Consider the following 17,973-nt stretch of genomic DNA (forward strand, 5'->3'; position numbering starts at 1 on the left):
ACTTCTTCTTTTGTTTCTTCAACTTCTTTTACCGGCTCTTTTACTTCTTCTTTCGGTATTAATGTTTCTACTATATTCTGAATTACAATGCCACTATATAATATGCCAGTCTCATAATGATCTGCATCTAAATCAAATTCATATATTTTTTCTCCTAAAGTACTCCAAATGATTCCCTCATCGGTAAGCGTTCCACCTTCACTCTTTAGTGTAATCTTTTCAATTGGCTCTCCCTCTAGATCATATACAGAAATTGTCACTTCTTTATTTATTTCTGCATCATCCAAAATGACCTTTTGCCTTCTAACATCAATTGTCCCCCACTGACCTAATTGTATTAATGGCCTTACATCACGAATCTCATTTTCAGCTAATTTTAAACTAAGTAAGTCTAACATTGAGCCAAGAACCGTTACATCTTTAATACGATTATCTGTAAGATTTAACCATTGCAAATTTTTCAATAAAGATAACGGTGTTGTATCTTCAATTTGATTATGAGATACATTTACATCGTTCAATTGTTTCAAGTTTGAGATAAACTCTATATTTTTTAGGCCTACTCCTTCTAAAGTGAGTTTTTCTAAATTCGTCATGTACTCTAAACCTGTTATATCTTTTATCTCTTTTCCTTTTTCTTTAAGTATCTCTACTGTTTTAATCTGTAATAAATCTTCTTTTGTTATAGGAGCGTTTAAATTCTCTCTACCTAAATTCTCTTTATTAATATGTTGTTGTAAAGTTTTATCGAGAATTACATTTTGACTTTCTTTTTGTTTTTCAACTATATTCTGTATAACCGTACCATTAAATCTTATTTTACTTTCAGTAGAATTAGTATCTAGTTTAAATTCATATATTTTTTCTCCAGGACTATTCCATTTTATAAATCCGTTATTCAGAGTAGCCCCCTCACTTTTTACATTAATATTTTGAAGTGGCTCTCCTTTAAGGCTGTATACTGGGATTTTTATTTCTTCATCTACGCTTGCTTCATTTAAAAAGATTTTTTGTCTTTGAATGTCAATTGAAATTCGCTTACCTAATTCCTCAACAGGTCTTACGTCAGAAATTTCATTTGCTCCAAGATTTATCTCATGTAAATTTGTTAAGGTGCTCAGCGGCGATATATCAGAGATATAATTCTCTTCTAAATTCAACACTTGTAAATTTCCTAATTGAGATAATGGTGATATATCTTTTATTTCACTATCAGCAATTTCTAGTTCAATAAGATTACTCATTTTACTAATAGATTCAACATTATTAATTTTATTGTTCCCTATCCATAATAGTTCCACATTATTTAATCGATCAATTCCATTAAGATCACTGATTTGATTATTTGCTAAGTATAATTGTTTCATAGTTGATAATGTAAATAATGGCTGGATATCTTTAATGTTATTACCGATTAAATCTAATGTTTTGATTTTTTTCATTTTACTTAATGGTGTAAGATCAGAAATTTTATTATCTCTTAAAAAAAGCATATTAATATTCTCTAATTGCCCAATTGGATGAATACTTTCAATTGAATTAGAAGTTAAATCAACGTACTTCAAACTTCTCAATTTCGAGATGGCTGATATATCTGTTACATTAGACTCTCGTAACGTCAACTTCTCTAAATTTGTCATATACTCTAAACCAGCTATTCCATTTATCCCTTTACCTGAATAAATGGATAATGTTTTAATTTGTAATAAATCTTTCTTTGTGATTGGCGTATCTACATTATCTCTATCTAAGTTATATTTATTAATATATTTTTGTAATTGCTTATCTAATATTACATTTCCGTTTTCATCTTGTTGCTCCTCTTTATTTTCCTTTTGTTTTTCTGGAACATTGTTTTCTAAATTTATAGCATTTACTTCAAACTGCACTTGATATTTATTATCATAGGCCATCGTTGGAATATAAATATGCATTTGCATATTGTATGTTTTTCCTAATTCTCCAACTTCAAATTGAATAACCTTCGTCCCATTTTTCTTTTTGTCTTCTGATAGGACCTTTACATCATGAAACACACCTGGCGTATGAATATCCTCTGTTTTCAAGTATTGGAAGAAATCACTATCACTTAACGTTGCTGTTACAATTTTCTTTCCATTCTCAATTGTTAATTTCGGATCCTTTATATAAACAGCTGCCATAGACTCTTCATTCGTTTTATCTTTATACGCTTTAATAACAGCGTCATATGTACCATCTTCTAAACCTTGTCCCGTTTTATTCGCCTCAATTGCCACTGCCGCTAAAGCAGGTGTTGAATAAACAGCAAACGGAAGTGATAACGCCGCCGCTATAATCATTGCATTTATACGTTTTCTTTTATTTTGTTTCAACTTTACATCTCCTCCAAAATATATAATTCGAAATGTAATCATTTCTCGAATAAATGATAATGATTTTCATTATCATTGTCAACTAAAAAAATAAAAAGTTTACAAAAAAAGAACCTCTTTAAAAGAGGTTATGCCATTTTCTCACCTGATTCCTCTCTAAAAAAGCTTTTCATCGCATGAAATACGTCTGCTTTTTGCTTTAAAATATAGTATCTAAAGTTTTCATCTTTAATATTTTTATAGGCTGACATGAGTGTACTATGGCGGTTATACTGATTCACTTCCCCATATCCAAACATATTACATTTCTTCATTAATTCTTCCACAAGCTTTACACACCTAGCGTTATCTGATGTTAAATTATCACCGTCTGAAAAATGGAATGGATAAATATTATAGCGGTCTGGTGAATATTTATTATCAATCAGTTCTAATGCCTTTTTATATACGGAAGAACATATTGTTCCGCCACTTTCTCCTTTTGAGAAAAATTCTTCTTCTGTGACGACTTTCGCTTCTGTATGGTGAGCAATAAATTCAATATCAACTGTTTCATACTTTGTGCGTAAAAATCTTGTCATCCAGAAAAAGAAGCTACGTGCCATATACTTCTCCCACATTCCCATCGATCCACTCGTATCCATCATCGCTAACACAACAGCCTTTGAATCTGGCTTTAATACTTCATTCCAAGTGCGGAACTTTAAGTCTTCTTGATGAATTGGATGGAAAGATGCTTTACCACGCATCGCATTTCGTTTATATGCAGATATCATTGTTCGTTTCTTATCGATATTTCCCCATAATCCTGTTTTTCTAATGTCATTAAATTCAACATGTTCAATCCGGTTTTCATCTATTTCTTTTCTCTTTAAATTAGGCAGCTCTAACTCTCTGAAAAACGCCTGCTCTAATTCTAAAATAGAGACTTCAGCTTCATAGTAATCTTCCCCAGCTGCATCTCCTGCTCCTTGCCCTTTTCCTGGCCCTTTTTGTTTTTGACCACCTGATCCATCTCTCGCAACGACATCACCAACTTTGCTGTCACCGTTTCCTTGCCCGACATGTTTATTTTTATCATAATTGTATCTAATCTTATATTCATCTAGAGAACGAATTGGTATTTTTACAACATCTTTACCATTAGACATAACTATACTTTCTTCTGTCACAAGATCGGGTAAATTATTCTTAATTGCCTCTTGTACTTTTTCTTGATGGCGTTGTTGGTCGTCATATCCTTTGCGATGGAGGGACCAGTTTTCCTGTGAAATCGTATAATTTGGTTGATTTTCTTCGCTCATTCCTTTCCCTCCTTACTGTAATTGTCTTCCTGTATGAACAGCAATCTATAAATTTTGTTCTGTAATGTGCAAGCTAGAATATTTGAAAGGTAACTGCCCACAGAAAATCATCCCATAAACATTTATAACGTTTTTCATACAATACCCCGAGCATCCTAAACAAAATTTTTCCACTCACATAATAGAAAGAAATATTCAGCCACTGATAAGAAAGAAACACAATGCATTGTTGCACACATTTTTACTTTGCAACATATTGTATTGTGTTGGCTTTTTTCATATGAATGGTTGGTTACTCTATCATATGCATATTGTAAAAATAATTGACAATAAATTCATGAAATTGCATCTTAATTTATTACATTTGGACAAGGTATGACACTTTATACACATATGAACGGATAATAAAACGCTGTCCCGCAAAATACAAGAGACAGCGTTTTGTTATCAAACTATCGGTTTAACAAGCTACCTACATAGCGTAATAATTCATTTGCTGAAGAAGAATTATAGCCATGCTCATCAATTAAACGCGCAACAACATCATTGATTTTCTTAAGCTGATTTTCGTCCGGCGTTTTCGTTGATGTTGTAATTTTCACTATATCTTTTAAATCAGCAAATAGTTTTTTCTGAATCGCTTCACGAAGACGTTCATGTGAATTATAATCAAAGCGTTTTCCTTTACGGGCATAAGCAGAAATGCGAATTAAAATCTCTTCACGGAACGCTTTCTTAGCATTTTCTGAAATCCCAATTTGCTCTTCAATTGAGCGCATTAATTTTTCATCTGGACTCATTTCTTCTCCTGTTAACGGATCACGTAATTTCGATTTATTGCAGTACGCCTCGACGTTATCTAAATAATTATCCATAAGTGTCTTAGCCGATTCTTCATATGAATAAACAAACGCCTTTTGTACTTCTTTCTTCGCGATTTCATCGTATTCTTTTCTCGCTAATGAGATGAAATTCATATAACGTTCACGGTCTTCATTACTAATCGATGGATGCTGATCCAGCCCATCTTTTAAAGATCTAAGTACATCTAACGCGTTAATAGATGGTACCTCTTTTCGAATGATTGTAGACGAAATTCGGTTAATGACATAACGAGGATCAATACCCTTCATACCTTCATCTTGATATTCTCGTTGTAGCTCCTCTACATCAATCGCATTATAACCTTCTACCGTTTCTCCATCATACAAACGCATCTTTTTAATTAAATCAATATCCGGACGCTTCGGATCTTTTAAACGAGTTAAAATAGTGAACATTGCTGCAACGCGAAGTGTGTGTGGTGCAATGTGAACATTCGAAACATCACTTTCACGAATCATTTTTTCATAAATATGTTCTTCTTCACTTACTCGTAAATTATAAGGAACTGGCATTACAATAATTCTTGAGTGCAATGCTTCATTTTTCTTATTTGCTATAAATGAGCGATACTCTGTTTCATTCGTATGCGCTACAATTAATTCATCTGCTGAAATAAGCGCAAATCTTCCCGCTTTGAAATTCCCTTCTTGCGTAAGCGATAATAAGTGCCATAAAAACTTCTCATCGCATTTTAACATCTCTTGGAACTCCATCATTCCTCGGTTCGCCTTATTTAATTCTCCATCAAATCGATACGCACGCGGATCTGATTCTGAACCATATTCTGCAATCGTAGAAAAGTCCAGACTACCTGTTAAATCTGCAATATCCTGTGATTTTGGATCAGACGGGCTAAATGTACCAATCCCTGTACGGCGATCTTCAGAGAAGAAAATACGCTCTACAACTACATCCTCAATTCTTGATCCGTATTCTTGCTCTAAACGCATGACATTTAGTGGTGATAAATTCCCTTCAATTCTAACCCCATACTCATCAAAGAAATCATCTCGTAAATGATGTGGAATTAAATGCAGTGGATCCTCATGCATTGGGCATCCTTTAATTGCAAAAATTGCTCCACGATCTGTTCGTGAATATGTTTCTAATCCTCGTTTCAACATCGTAACTAACGTTGATTTCCCTCCACTAACAGGACCCATTAATAATAAAATTCTTTTTCTAACATCTAATCGTTTTGCAGATGGATGAAAATATTCCTCTACAAGACGTTCTAGAGCATCCTCTAATCCAAAGAGCTGATTACTAAAGAAGTTATACTTTCTTCTACCATCAACTTCTTCAATTCCAGCATCTTTTATCATATTGTAAATGCGAGAGTGTGCTGTTTGAGCCACCCATGGTCTTTCTTTCACAAGCTCCAAATACTCCGCAAACGTCCCTTCCCATTGTAACCGTTCTTCTGCTGCTCGATGCTGTTCAATCTTTTTTAGAATATCCATTATAGCTCCTCCCCCATCTCCTTGTTCAATCGGATTATTATAAAAGGTATGCTAGGATGTCCTTAAACATTCTTTAAATCAAAACGAAATATATAATAGCACGCTAAAATTCTCTCCAAAATTCAAAGAAAATTCTGTATAATATAGGTATTAACGTTTTCACACTGCTATTCATTATAAATAAATTCTTTTCTTCTAAGAACCTTACATACATTTTGGGTAATAAATAGAACTCGTGAACCGAAAAAAGTAAGGAGGATATTAGTATGAAATTATTATTAATTTTAGGTGTATCACTCACATTTCTTACAGCTATTTTTACATCTGGTTACAATGACAAACCAGGTACACATAAAAAATGATGTGCTTTTAGCACATCATTTTTTTATATATTATTTATAATACATATTTTCCATATCATATTTGGATAATGGTCGACTATAATAATAACCTTGCACAAGCTTCACATTCTTTTCTTTCAAAAACTGTATTTGCTCCTTTTTTTCTACTCCCTCTGCAATTACATTCAATTCTAAAGTATGAGCTAAATGAATAATTGCAGCTGTAATATTCGTATCACGTTCATCTATATGTATACCTTCCATAAAAGAACGATCAATTTTTAAAGTATCAATTGGATATGTTTTCAAGTAACTTAAAGATGAATAGCCTGTTCCAAAATCATCTAAATGAATCTTTAAATTTTTTTCTTTTAATTGTAGTAACACTCTCTTCGATATATCTTTATGTATAAGAGCTCCTTCTGTAACCTCTATCGCTAATAAATGAGCTGGTACATTGTACTTATTTAAAGCCCGTGTAATCATCTCTATTAATGTAATAGAGCGAAAGTGTCTAGCTGAAATATTAACTGCAATTGGGACCACTTCATATCCTTTATTTAACCATTCGCGCAGTTGCTGACACACTTGATTTACTACCCATTCATCGAGCTTAATAATAAATCCTGTTCTTTCTGCCAAAGGAATAAATTGATTTGGAGAAACAAATCCTAATTCCTTATTCTCCCACCTTATTAAAGCTTCCATACTAGCTATTTTTTTCGTTTCAATATTAATTTGTGGCTGATAATATAAGAAAAACTCATTTTTTTCTATAGCACGATGTAACTGGTTTTCTATTATAAACCTTTGTTCACGCTCACAGTCTAATCCACTACAATAAAAATGATAATGTCCTTTTCCTTTTTCTTTTGCTTTTTCTAAAGCAGCATCGACCCTCTGAAATAGTATTTTTTCATCTTCTCCATCTGCTGGAGCCATTACAATTCCAATTGACGCACTTAAATATACATCTTCTTCCTCTATTACAAAATATTCACTAATATTTTTCAGTATGCTCTTTGCAATTTCCTCTACACATTCTTTCGTTATATTTTCTATTAACATAACAAATTGATCATCGTGTTCTCTAAATAAGTGCATACCTTCTATTTTTAGATTGCTTAAACATTCTGTAACTTTTTGTAATACTTTATCTCCCTCTTTATGACCAAATGTATCATTAATACGATGAAACTCATCTAAATCTATAAATACAAGCGCAAAATTTATACTCTCTTTTAAAAAAGTATTTAACTTATTTGTACATGAAATTCTATTCATTAATCCCGTTAACTGGTCATAGTAGGCTAAATATTCTGTTCGCATTTCGTTTAATACTTGCCTTGTAACATCTCTCGTAACAATATAAACTCCAACAATTTCACCGTTCACAATAATCGGGATAGTTCTCAAAGAAATATATAGCTCGTACCCTTCTTTATGAACATATTTCTTTGAAACAATTTGTTTTGCTCTTCCCTGCAGAGCTCCTTTAAATAGAATTTGAAAGTCTTTTTCATATTCTTTATTAATGAATTCAAAAATAAATTTATTATTTAACTCTTCATACCGGTATCCAAATATTTCATACGTTGCCGGGTTTGCATATGTAACTCTCCCTATAGAATCTATAGATATAATTGAGTCATTATTATATTCTAGTAACGACTTAAATAACATTTGTTTTTCCTCTATCTCTGTCTTCTCCTCAATTTGAGCTGTAATATCTCTTGTAATACAAATAACAAATTGACATATTCCTTCTTCATCGCAGACAGGATTAAGTGAAGATTCATAATGTATCTCACCTTTTTGTAATTTGACTACATCACAAAATGTGTGTGCTTTCGCTTCTCTCACTACTTTTTCATATTGCCTTTGCAATATCCCCGCTATATCTTTTGGTAATACTTCTGCAAAAGTTTTTCCATAGCACTCTTCGCTTAACCTAGCATAATCCATTCCTATTTTATTCACATACATATATTTAAACGTTTCATCATCAATAACTTTCAAAATAAATACTAAATCTTGAATAGCATGTAATAATCCTTGTCTAATTAAATCCATATCTATCATACTTAAAAAGGTATTTTGATTACTATATTCTTCCTTCATATTTATCTCAACCCGTCTTATCTATTTTTAATCATATATCCCATTCTATATGATTATGTCCTCTCTTTTAAATGTATGATTACATATTATTTTTATTTTATAAAAAAAAGTCGCCATATGGCGACTTTTAATAAACGATTTCTAAATCTAATCCAGGGTAATTTTGTTGACGGAACGCTTCATAAATTAAAATTGCTGCTGTATTAGATAAATTTAATGAACGTACTTTATCTGTCATTGGAATACGTAAACAATGATCAAAGTTTTCTTCGATTACATTAGCTGGTAAGCCGTTTGTTTCTCTTCCAAATACAAAATAGTAATCCTTCTCGCGCTTGCTATAGTCAAACGCTGTATGAGCTTTTTCGCCATACTTCGTTAAATAGAAGAATTCACCATCTTTATTTTTTTCATAAAATTCTTCAATTGAATCATAATACGTAATTTTCACGTGCTGCCAATAATCTAATCCGGCACGCTTTAACATTTTATCATCCGTTGAAAATCCAAGCGGTCTAATCAAATGTAATTCTGTTCCAGTTGCTGCACAAGTACGAGCAATATTCCCTGTATTTGCTGGAATTTCTGGCTGATATAAAACAACATGTACTCCCACGCGATATTCACCTCTGTTTTTTGTCTACTACGTATTATACCACTTGAGCGAAAAATCTCTACCCATTAATAATATGAAAGAATTTATATTTCATTTGTGGTGTATATTTACTAGAGTCTTCATAGTTCCAATAACGTCGACGGCTATTCGCTGAATGTGCATTTACAAGCGGCATACCATCTGCATCTTTTGCTACTACAATCGTCGTATGATTCCACCTTCCGTCATCCTCGAAATCATAAGCAATAACATCTCCAAGAATAAGTTCTTCTGGTCTCTCTACCGCCTCTGCTCGAAGTCCTGTTGTAGCACCTGACAAATACCAATAAAAAGAATGTGCAACAGCCCAGCTCCAACTCCACTGATTCTCCCTTTGCCACCATCCTTTACGAATATTAGGATATCCGTTCATAGGTACTTCTCCAGTATGAAGACATTGAGAAATGAAATTCGTACAATTATCAGGGAAATTACGATACATAGGATTTCGGTCATCCCACCAACGCTCTGCATATTTCACTGCCTCTAAACGATTGTATTGATAAGAACCGTACTTCTCTTTCGTAATTTCCCTTTCCAATGTCTCACCCATTCTAATTTCTTCTAATACTTCAATAGCATAATCGACTATAATCCGACTATTTTTTAAACAAACTCTTCGTTTTAATTGTTCCTCTTCAATATAAAATAATTCTTTATGCTTAATTAAATATTTAAAATGTATTTGATAATCAATTTCTTGATGGTCATTACTATTTAATTGTCTAATGAAAGAAACATCCGCAATTGCTTTCACTATATATGCACTACGCCTTTGAAACAATTGTTTCTTTCTCTGTGCCATTTGTAGTAAATCCTCAGCAATACCATCCACGTCTGTTCGTTTCTCTGTGATATATGCTAAAAACTGTTGTACTTGCTTTTCAATATTCGTTTTTACAGCCATTTCGTTTCCCTCCCATATTACAATATGAAAAAGGGAAATATTATCTACTCTTTTTTCTGTGTTAACAACTCAAGCCCGCGATTCATTTCATGAAGCACTTCTTCATCTTTCTCACGTTCCATCGCTTTTTCAATCGCTTCGCCGACTCCATCTCCGCCAATTTTTCCAAGTGCCCACGCTGCCGTTCCGCGCAGTACCGGTCTTGGGTCATCTTTCATGACACCAATTAAATCAGGAATTGCCGATGCTTCTTTAAAATGTGCTAATGCTAAAATCGCATTTCTTTGCAGTGGCTTTTTCCCTCTCCATGACCCTGACATAATCCCATATTTCTCTTTAAAATCACGATTGCTAATTGTTAAAAGCGGCGTTAATAATGGTTTAACTAGCTCAGGGTCCGGCTCCATCTCAGGATGATTATGAAAATCCATTCCTTTATTTTTCGGACAAACAGTCTGACACGTATCACATCCATATATACGATTTCCTATTTTATCGCGATATTCTTCAGGTAGGAATCCTTTCGTCTGTGTTAAAAACGCAATACACTTCTTCGAATCTAACTGTCCCCCTTGTATTAAAGCACCTGTAGGACAAATATCGATACATTTCGTACAGCCCCCGCATTGATCTTCTATCGGCTTATCTGGTGGGAATGGAACATTTGTAATCATTTCCCCTAGGTATACATACGAACCAAATTCAGGTGTAATAATAGCACAGTTTTTCCCACTCCAGCCAATGCCTGCACGCTCTGATACAGCTCGATCACTTAATTCACCTGTATCAACCATGGACTTCACTTCTATATCCGGAAGTTTTTCAATTAAATATGCTTCTAATTTTTGCAAACGATCTCGTAAAACAAGATGATAATCTTGTCCCCAAGAAGCACGGCAAAAAATCCCACGGCGTTCTCCACGCTTACTTAATGGTGCATTTTTTAATTTTGAAGGATATGCTAAAGCAATTGCAATAATTGATTTAGCACCCGGTAATAAAAGTTGCGGATTCGTTCTCTTCTCTATATCAGGCTCTTCAAATCCAGATTGATAATTTAATTGTTGCTGCTGGATTAAGCGCTGCTTTAATTCCTCAAAAGGAGAAGCACTCGCAAAGCCTATTTTATCTATGCCAATTGTTTTACTATACGCAATTACATCTTGCTTTAATTGTTCAAAATCCACTCTTAATCGCCTCCTCAGATGGATCCATCCCTTATGTAACGACTCTATTGGTTAATAATTCACTTTTGAAATACTATTATTTACTTCTATTTTCGCATGTAATGATGTTTTTCAAACATTAAAAAACGCAATGCCTCGTTTATCTCGGAAACGAAACACTGCGTTGATCACAATTTATAGAAAAACATTTAATAAAATTTGGAGCGGGTGAAGAGAATCGAACTCTCGACCAGAGCTTGGAAGGCTCTCGTTTTACCACTAAACTACACCCGCAAATATGAATTACATATAAGATATTAGAATAACTTATGTAAAGAAGTATAGCATGTAAAAAAAGTCGAGGCAAGAATTTTATCGAAAAAAGTCGAAAAAGTGATGAGAGGCCTCATCACTTTTTCAATTCTTTATCAATTGCCTTCTTCATACTATCGAAATCAGGGTTTGCAAGATTTCCGTTTACATATACTGAAGGAGCACCTTGAACTTTTAATTTTTGAGCACGATCTGAGTCTTTACGTACTTTTTCTTTAATTTCTTTACTGTGTAAATCTTTCTTAAATTGTGCTACATCAACTTTTGGAAGTTTCTCTTTCACAATGCTAAGAAGCAAATCTTCTGTAATCCATTCTTCCGTATCTTTCTTTTGATTTTGATAAATCTCATCATAGAAGATCCAGAATGAATCTTTATCTTGTTTATAAATTGCTTCACCAGCTGCTGCACCTAAATCCGAGTCTTTTCCGATAAATGGGAAGTTAATAAAATATAACTGCACTTTACCTTTATCAATATACTCTTCTTTTAATCGTGGTAATACTGTTACATCCCAAGTACGACAAGCAGGACATTTGAAGTCTCCAAATTCAACTACCTTAACCGGAGCATCATCTTTTCCTAAAGATTGTTGTGTAGAATAAGCAAACATCTCATTCCCTTTATCTTTTTTGTCATTTATGATGCTATACGCAATTGTTCCGATTACAATCAATACTGCGATAGAAAAAACTACCCCAAGAGCCATAAGTTTATTTGATTTCATATACATTCCTCTTTAAATTCATATTCTGTATACAGTATTGTACACAATACACATAATATCAACACTTATATACGTCACGCAATGAACACGCTCACATAAATTACAAAAACACAATATTTGTGACGATATTGTGTCACAATTTGTCACAATTTATTCAAAAAAAGAGAAGCTCCTCTGTAGGAACTTCTCTTAACTTACTGCTTTTTTACGCGCACTATTTAACATTGACTGCTCTATTTTTATATCATGACGAATTACTAATTTCTCACTAACTGCTTGAACATACTCATCATGGCTTATATAGCCTTCTTTCTCCATTAATCTCAAAACGACATTTCGTCTCTCTACTGCTTTATCATAATTTTGGGCAGGTGAGTAATAAGCAGGTGCTTTTACTACAGCAGCCATCATCGCACTTTCAGCCAACGTTAATTGGTTCACCTCTTTACCGAAGTAAAGGTTTGCTGCTTTTTCAATTCCCCATGCTCCTTCACCATAATAAATGTTACTTACATATAATTTTAAAATTTCATCCTTCGTAAATGTACGTTCAATTTTTTTCGTATAAAAAATCTCTTTCCACTTACGAGAAAATGTACGTTCATTCGTTAAAAAAGCATTTTTAGATAGCTGCTGTGTAATCGTGCTTCCTCCTTGTACGACACCACCAGCCTTTATGTTCTCAACAGAGGCCCTAATAATTGCTATATAATCTAAACCGTTATGATGATAAAATCTTTTATCTTCTGTCGCAATAAATGCATGTGTTAATGATTCTGGTACCTCTAACTTAGCCGGCACATGTAATTTACTAATATCACTTTGCTCAATCATTACATTTCCAATGAATAATAACGTACAACTTAACAATAATAATAATATAATGGCTTTATAAAAAAGTTTAGTCATTGGATTTAATGCAACTTTTTGATGATAGTTCACCCTAGATAATACTCGTTCTTTCATCTTGAACACCTCTTTTCCACACAGCATATAACTCTTACTTTAAGAATACATTGTTGTAAAAAAATATCCCATCGATTTCTCTTACACGTACCTTACATCATTGTAAGGTATAAAATGAAACTTTAATAAGCACTCATCAATCAGGCTTACTGCCCAGCAAATAGTGGGATAAAAAAATATTGTATCACAGTCTTTTTTTATCTACTATTCATCTGAAATATTGAATATAGGTTATGTTAAAGTACGAATAGCCAATAAGAGTAACCCTTAAGACTATTATATTTTCACTTTACACTTTAATTATATCATCTACAAATATATGTACTTTTGACTATCTAGTAATCTAAATGTATACAACATATAGATTCATTATACAGAACGAGTGTTCTATAAATCAATACTAACGCTATTATCATTTTGACCTTTTTCTTAAACAGTATACAAAAAAAGAGTAGTGATTTGAATGTACCTCAAATCGGCTACTCTTTTCTTTACAATCTTCTAATTAAATTATACGGCTGCACTTCCCACGTTTCATACGGAATACAATGTGTTGCTCTCATTGCATCAAGTGTTCTAGATTTCATATGAGGACGCGTTATATACTCATCTATGTTCTCTTCATTTAAAGCAACAAATTTAGCCTCTTGTATTTCTTCAGGTTGAATTTTTATTTCGCCACTCACATATGCTACTTTAAAAACAACAGCTAGAATGTGCATAGAGGCATTATAATAAACCCCGGTAATTCCGATAGGCTTCACCGTTAACCCTGTTTCCTCTTTTATTTCCCTACAGACAGCTTGATCGAGTGCTTCTCCTTCTTCTACCTGTCCTCCTGGCATTTCCCACGTATCAGCTCGCCAGTGTACCTTTGTTAATAACACTTCATTTTTTTCATTTGTTAAATAACCTGCTACGGCAACTATATGCTTTGGTGTCTTATGTTCCATACTAAGCCTCCTAGAAATAATGGTTATTTCATATATCCCTATAAGCATATTCCCTATCTACACCAAAATACCTTTAATAATTCATCACCTTAATTAACTTCATAAAAAAAGCCCCTATTCGTTAAACGAAAAGGGGCTTTCATCGTATTACTCTCCTAAGTCTACGTTGTGATAAACTTGTTGTACATCTTCTAAATCTTCTAATGCATCAACCATTTTCTCAAATTGTACTTGAGCATCTTCAGGAAGTGTAACATCACTTTGTGCAAGCATTGTTAATTCTGCAACTGTAAATTCTTCAACACCAGCACCTTTAAGTGCAGATTGTACTGAATGGAATTGATCTGGTTCAGCATACACGATAACAGCATCTTCTTCTTCTAGAATGTCACGTGCATCTACATCTGCTTCCATTAAAATTTCAAGAACTTCATCTGATGTTTTACCTTCAAGGCCGATAACAGCTGTCGCATCAAACATGTAAGCTACAGAACCGTTTACACCCATGTTACCACTGTTTTTGCTAAATGCAGCTCGTACATCTGCTGCAGTACGGTTTACGTTATTTGTAAGTGTATCTACAATAACCATAGCTCCATTTGGCCCAAATCCTTCATAACGAAGCTCGTCATAATTTTCCTCTGAACCGCCTTTTGCTTTTTCAACTGCACGATCAATAATTGTTCTTGGTACATTGTATGTTTTCGCACGTTCTAATACGACTCTAAGCGCTTGGTTTGATTCTGGATCTGGCTCGCCTTGTTTTGCCGCCACATAAATTTCACGTCCAAATTTCGCGTATATACGGCTTGTATTTGCATCTTTTGATGCTTTTTTGTCTTTAATATTGTTCCATTTACGGCCCATACTTTCCACTCTCTTTCTCGTTTTAAATCTACATAAAAATATTAATATGAAATATAATGTGTGTTCAACACATTTTTAAAAGAAATATAAAAAGTTCATTTTTGATTCATATTACAGACATAATATAAATCACTATCATTTTCTTCTTTCGACAAGTTATATTATACATGAATTCTCACGTTTATTACGAATTTTAGAAGCACATAGTATAATTTAACAAAAAGGAATTCGTTTTAGAATCCTTTCTATACCAAATGGAGGTAGAGGGCAATGGTAAAGTATCAATCAGTAAATTGTTTTGAGTATATAGAATCGTGGTCCTATTATATTGAAAAAGCAAAAGTTACAAATAACAACCTTTACTTAATATTCGACTCCATTGAAATTACAAAAAAACACCCTTTAAATCCTTTTAATAACGGATGGGAAATAAATAAAGCTACATTAACTTTCTATGACTTTGAAGTAATTGATGCTGGTTATTATGATTGTTCTCATGTTCAAAAACAGGAGATTATTTTTGATAAAGATTGTCTTTATGTACCTACATCATTATTAGAATTAATAAATGATTTTACACTAGTCACTGAAGATATGAAAGAGCAAAACGAAACCTTTTTTGAGCATTGCTTCGAGGGATGGGCATGGAAATTCGGCGAAGACATATGGGGATACTTCAAAATTTGCTATACACGGATGGAAATGACATGGGATTCATTTTACAACCAAAGGGATAAATAAAGTTGATTCTACTTTTTACTACAGGCTAATTCAGTTTAATAAAACTTATAGACAGACTGCTTCATTTTGATCTATTTTCTTTAGTTAGCATCAATATGGCCATTTAAAGAAGCATAAAAAATAAAAGCCACGATTTAATGTCGAAGTTTTTTATACTTATTTTTATACATCTTTCATAGTATCAGAAACATTTACGCCGCTACTCATACATATTTCCATCATATTTACTTTCTATTGCTGTATAATTAAAATAGGAAAAAATTTGAAGTTAGGATAAGGCAGAATTATTATGACACATTCAAAAGAGAAAAAATCACATGGTTTTAAAGGAATAGGAGAGCAGTTAAACCCAACTATCTATCAAGTGAGATTCATAAAATTAGATGAACCAATTCAATTTGAGTCGTTTCCTAAATTAAAAGAATTAGGGGACTGGTTGAGTACTTCAACACAAATGTGGTCGTGTCACTCAACTATGTACAAGTACAACAGAGAAGAGTTTGAAAAGAAGTTTTTAGAAATTACAAAATTAACAGTTGATAATGTACTAATATCTACTGGTGGTGTCGGATTTAACTTCATATCACCGGGGTGGAGAGATTCTCTCTAGAGTGCTTGAAAAAATTCTTGTATATGTAATATACCACTGAAATTCTATAAAAGGATAAAGCCGAACGTTCGGTTTTATCCTTTTAGTACTTTATAGTTTCTTCCAACTATATCTAAAGTTCGTCGCGCCACAACACACTATCAGTACTTATTTTGTAGTGTGAAGAAAACACAAAAAAACCCTACACAATTAGTGTAGAGCCTTAATGTTACGCCGTTCATGATACCGATGGTCGGGGTCGAACCGACACTCCCGAAGGAACACGATTTTGAGTCGTGCGCGTCTGCCAATTCCGCCACATCGGCACAAAAGAAAAGGCGGCAACCGGATTTGAACCGGTGATAAAGGTTTTGCAGACCTCTGCCTTACCACTTGGCTATGCCGCCATATTAAATTTCATTGGAGCGGAAGACGGGATTCGAACCCGCGACCCCAACCTTGGCAAGGTTGTATTCTACCACTGAACTACTTCCGCAAGACATGTTTGAGATATTTTATTAAAAGTGCGGGTGAAGGGAGTCGAACCCCCACGCCAAAGGCGCTAGATCCTAAGTCTAGTGCGTCTGCCAATTCCGCCACATCGGCACAAAAGAAAAGGCGGCAACCGGATTTGAACCGGTGATAAAGGTTTTGCAGACCTCTGCCTTACCACTTGGCTATGCCGCCATATTAAATTTCATTGGAGCGGAAGACGGGATTCGAACCCGCGACCCCAACCTTGGCAAGGTTGTATTCTACCACTGAACTACTTCCGCAAAAATGGCTGGGCTAGCTGGATTCGAACCAGCGCATGACGGAGTCAAAGTCCGTTGCCTTACCGCTTGGCTATAGCCCATCGAATTCTTACTTAATTATATGTAAGTATCAATTAAATTATTTGTAATTTTTAAAATAAAAATGGGGCGACTGATGGGAATCGAACCCACGAATGCCGGAGCCACAATCCGGTGCGTTAACCACTTCGCCACAACCGCCATGTTGTGTAAATATATTTGGCAGGGGCAGTAGGAATCGAACCCACACTGGAGGTTTTGGAGACCTCAGTTCTACCTTTAAACTATGCCCCTATGTAAATGGTGGAGGGGGGCAGATTCGAACTGCCGAACCCGAAGGAGCGGATTTACAGTCCGCCGCGTTTAGCCACTTCGCTACCCCTCCGAAACTTACATGGTGCCGGCTAGAGGACTTGAACCCCCAACCTACTGATTACAAGTCAGTTGCTCTACCAATTGAGCTAAGCCGGCGTATTTTATTAAGATAAATGGTGGCTCGGGACGGAATCGAACCGCCGACACGAGGATTTTCAGTCCTCTGCTCTACCGACTGAGCTACCGAGCCTTATTAAAATGGCGGTCCCGACCGGGGTCGAACCGGCGATCTCCTGCGTGACAGGCAGGCATGTTAACCACTACACCACGGGACCATTTGGTTGCGGGGACAGGATTTGAACCTGCGACCTTCGGGTTATGAGCCCGACGAGCTACCGTACTGCTCCACCCCGCGATAATACTATTCATATAAAATTCATATGGTGGAGGATGACGGGATCGAACCGCCGACCCCCTGCTTGTAAGGCAGGT

General features: G+C 34.4%; 13 protein-coding genes and 14 tRNA genes. 2 read left to right on the plus strand and 25 right to left on the minus strand.

Annotation, left to right across the window (positions count from 1 at the left end; genetic code table 11):
* From C4S65_RS14770 to C4S65_RS14840, 12 genes are all read right to left on the minus strand, one after another.
* On the minus strand, positions 1 to 2,354 hold a 2,354-nt coding region (locus C4S65_RS14770), incomplete at its 3' end, for a leucine-rich repeat domain-containing protein (protein ID WP_103945276.1).
* A gap of 128 nt (positions 2,355 to 2,482) precedes the next feature.
* Entirely contained in the window at positions 2,483 to 3,658 is a 1,176-nt protein-coding gene (gene yhbH, locus C4S65_RS14775; protein ID WP_097821147.1) for a sporulation protein YhbH, read from the minus strand.
* Between the two features lie 452 nt (positions 3,659 to 4,110).
* Positions 4,111 to 6,006 carry a PrkA family serine protein kinase gene (locus tag C4S65_RS14790; protein WP_000353273.1) on the minus strand — a complete coding sequence of 632 codons (1,896 nt, stop codon included), beginning with the start codon at positions 6,004 to 6,006 and terminating at the stop codon, positions 4,111 to 4,113.
* A gap of 392 nt (positions 6,007 to 6,398) precedes the next feature.
* The gene (locus C4S65_RS14800) at positions 6,399 to 8,468 is read right to left on the minus strand and encodes a GGDEF domain-containing phosphodiesterase (RefSeq protein WP_000657162.1); all 2,070 of its coding nucleotides are present in this window, start codon (positions 8,466 to 8,468) and stop codon (positions 6,399 to 6,401) included.
* Positions 8,469 to 8,595: 127 nt separating this feature from the next.
* The gene (gene trmL / locus C4S65_RS14805) at positions 8,596 to 9,084 is read right to left on the minus strand and encodes a tRNA (uridine(34)/cytosine(34)/5-carboxymethylaminomethyluridine(34)-2'-O)-methyltransferase TrmL (protein ID WP_000538147.1); all 489 of its coding nucleotides are present in this window, start codon (positions 9,082 to 9,084) and stop codon (positions 8,596 to 8,598) included.
* A gap of 58 nt (positions 9,085 to 9,142) precedes the next feature.
* Entirely contained in the window at positions 9,143 to 10,030 is an 888-nt protein-coding gene (locus tag C4S65_RS14810; RefSeq protein WP_000279395.1) for an amidase domain-containing protein, read from the minus strand.
* Positions 10,031 to 10,074: 44 nt separating this feature from the next.
* A complete protein-coding gene (gene queG / locus C4S65_RS14815; protein WP_061667825.1) occupies positions 10,075 to 11,217 on the minus strand; it encodes a tRNA epoxyqueuosine(34) reductase QueG in 1,143 nt (380 codons plus the stop codon).
* Between the two features lie 199 nt (positions 11,218 to 11,416).
* A tRNA-Gly gene (locus C4S65_RS14820) sits at positions 11,417 to 11,490 on the minus strand.
* Positions 11,491 to 11,605: 115 nt separating this feature from the next.
* Positions 11,606 to 12,256, minus strand: coding sequence for a thioredoxin domain-containing protein (locus tag C4S65_RS14825; RefSeq protein WP_000841318.1), 651 nt, complete (start codon positions 12,254 to 12,256; stop codon positions 11,606 to 11,608).
* A 189-nt stretch (positions 12,257 to 12,445) separates the two neighbouring features.
* Positions 12,446 to 13,222, minus strand: coding sequence for a transglycosylase domain-containing protein (locus C4S65_RS14830; protein WP_000664717.1), 777 nt, complete (start codon positions 13,220 to 13,222; stop codon positions 12,446 to 12,448).
* Between the two features lie 491 nt (positions 13,223 to 13,713).
* Positions 13,714 to 14,175: an NUDIX hydrolase gene (locus C4S65_RS14835; protein ID WP_061667823.1), complete on the minus strand. Its 462-nt coding sequence runs from the start codon at positions 14,173 to 14,175 to the stop codon at positions 13,714 to 13,716.
* Positions 14,176 to 14,322: 147 nt separating this feature from the next.
* Positions 14,323 to 15,042 (minus strand): YebC/PmpR family DNA-binding transcriptional regulator, encoded by a 720-nt coding sequence (locus tag C4S65_RS14840; RefSeq protein ID WP_000532949.1) that lies wholly within the window; start codon positions 15,040 to 15,042, stop codon positions 14,323 to 14,325.
* A 270-nt stretch (positions 15,043 to 15,312) separates the two neighbouring features.
* Between C4S65_RS14840 and C4S65_RS14845 the strand changes: the two genes are divergently transcribed.
* Both C4S65_RS14845 and C4S65_RS14850 read left to right on the plus strand, forming a co-directional pair.
* Positions 15,313 to 15,783: a hypothetical protein gene (locus tag C4S65_RS14845; RefSeq protein ID WP_061667822.1), complete on the plus strand. Its 471-nt coding sequence runs from the start codon at positions 15,313 to 15,315 to the stop codon at positions 15,781 to 15,783.
* A 289-nt stretch (positions 15,784 to 16,072) separates the two neighbouring features.
* Positions 16,073 to 16,393 carry a DUF3884 family protein gene (locus tag C4S65_RS14850; RefSeq protein WP_000149747.1) on the plus strand — a complete coding sequence of 107 codons (321 nt, stop codon included), beginning with the start codon at positions 16,073 to 16,075 and terminating at the stop codon, positions 16,391 to 16,393.
* Positions 16,394 to 16,616: 223 nt separating this feature from the next.
* Here the strand turns inward: C4S65_RS14850 and C4S65_RS14855 are convergent.
* The 13 genes from C4S65_RS14855 to C4S65_RS14920 all read right to left on the minus strand — a co-directional run bounded on the left by C4S65_RS14855 (position 16,617) and on the right by C4S65_RS14920 (position 17,896).
* A tRNA-Leu gene (locus C4S65_RS14855) sits at positions 16,617 to 16,698 on the minus strand.
* A gap of 10 nt (positions 16,699 to 16,708) precedes the next feature.
* Positions 16,709 to 16,779 (minus strand) — tRNA-Cys (locus C4S65_RS14860).
* Positions 16,780 to 16,793: 14 nt separating this feature from the next.
* Positions 16,794 to 16,868: transfer RNA gene (locus C4S65_RS14865), tRNA-Gly, on the minus strand.
* A gap of 120 nt (positions 16,869 to 16,988) precedes the next feature.
* A tRNA-Cys gene (locus tag C4S65_RS14875) sits at positions 16,989 to 17,059 on the minus strand.
* Positions 17,060 to 17,073: 14 nt separating this feature from the next.
* Positions 17,074 to 17,148: transfer RNA gene (locus tag C4S65_RS14880), tRNA-Gly, on the minus strand.
* Between the two features lie 5 nt (positions 17,149 to 17,153).
* Positions 17,154 to 17,228: transfer RNA gene (locus tag C4S65_RS14885), tRNA-Gln, on the minus strand.
* Between the two features lie 63 nt (positions 17,229 to 17,291).
* Positions 17,292 to 17,367, minus strand: a tRNA-His gene (locus C4S65_RS14890).
* A 19-nt stretch (positions 17,368 to 17,386) separates the two neighbouring features.
* Positions 17,387 to 17,460, minus strand: a tRNA-Trp gene (locus C4S65_RS14895).
* 7 nt (positions 17,461 to 17,467) lie between these two features.
* A tRNA-Tyr gene (locus tag C4S65_RS14900) sits at positions 17,468 to 17,551 on the minus strand.
* Between the two features lie 10 nt (positions 17,552 to 17,561).
* Positions 17,562 to 17,637 (minus strand) — tRNA-Thr (locus C4S65_RS14905).
* Positions 17,638 to 17,655: 18 nt separating this feature from the next.
* A tRNA-Phe gene (locus C4S65_RS14910) sits at positions 17,656 to 17,731 on the minus strand.
* 9 nt (positions 17,732 to 17,740) lie between these two features.
* Positions 17,741 to 17,816: transfer RNA gene (locus tag C4S65_RS14915), tRNA-Asp, on the minus strand.
* Between the two features lie 3 nt (positions 17,817 to 17,819).
* Positions 17,820 to 17,896 (minus strand) — tRNA-Met (locus C4S65_RS14920).
* Positions 17,897 to 17,973: the final 77 nt, after the last annotated feature.

Origin of the sequence: Bacillus sp. ok061, from assembly GCF_900108285.1 — a bacterium.
Lineage (GTDB): Bacteria > Bacillota > Bacilli > Bacillales > Bacillaceae_G > Bacillus_A > Bacillus_A thuringiensis_S.

Bases quoted from the DNA above. Each gene is read 5' to 3' on its own strand.
- C4S65_RS14840 (WP_000532949.1), bottom strand. From the start codon at position 15,042: ATGGGCCGTAAATGGAACAATATTAAAGACAAAAAAGCATCAAAAGAT.
- C4S65_RS14850 (WP_000149747.1), top strand. From the start codon at position 16,073: ATGACACATTCAAAAGAGAAAAAATCACATGGTTTTAAAGGAATAGGA.
- C4S65_RS14845 (WP_061667822.1), top strand. From the start codon at position 15,313: ATGGTAAAGTATCAATCAGTAAATTGTTTTGAGTATATAGAATCGTGG.
- C4S65_RS14790 (WP_000353273.1), bottom strand. From the start codon at position 6,006: ATGGATATTCTAAAAAAGATTGAACAGCATCGAGCAGCAGAAGAACGG.
- C4S65_RS14835 (WP_061667823.1), bottom strand. From the start codon at position 14,175: ATGGAACATAAGACACCAAAGCATATAGTTGCCGTAGCAGGTTATTTA.
- C4S65_RS14810 (WP_000279395.1), bottom strand. From the start codon at position 10,030: ATGGCTGTAAAAACGAATATTGAAAAGCAAGTACAACAGTTTTTAGCA.
- C4S65_RS14800 (WP_000657162.1), bottom strand. From the start codon at position 8,468: ATGAAGGAAGAATATAGTAATCAAAATACCTTTTTAAGTATGATAGAT.
- C4S65_RS14825 (WP_000841318.1), bottom strand. From the start codon at position 12,256: ATGAAATCAAATAAACTTATGGCTCTTGGGGTAGTTTTTTCTATCGCA.
- yhbH (WP_097821147.1), bottom strand. From the start codon at position 3,658: ATGAGCGAAGAAAATCAACCAAATTATACGATTTCACAGGAAAACTGG.
- C4S65_RS14830 (WP_000664717.1), bottom strand. From the start codon at position 13,222: ATGAAAGAACGAGTATTATCTAGGGTGAACTATCATCAAAAAGTTGCA.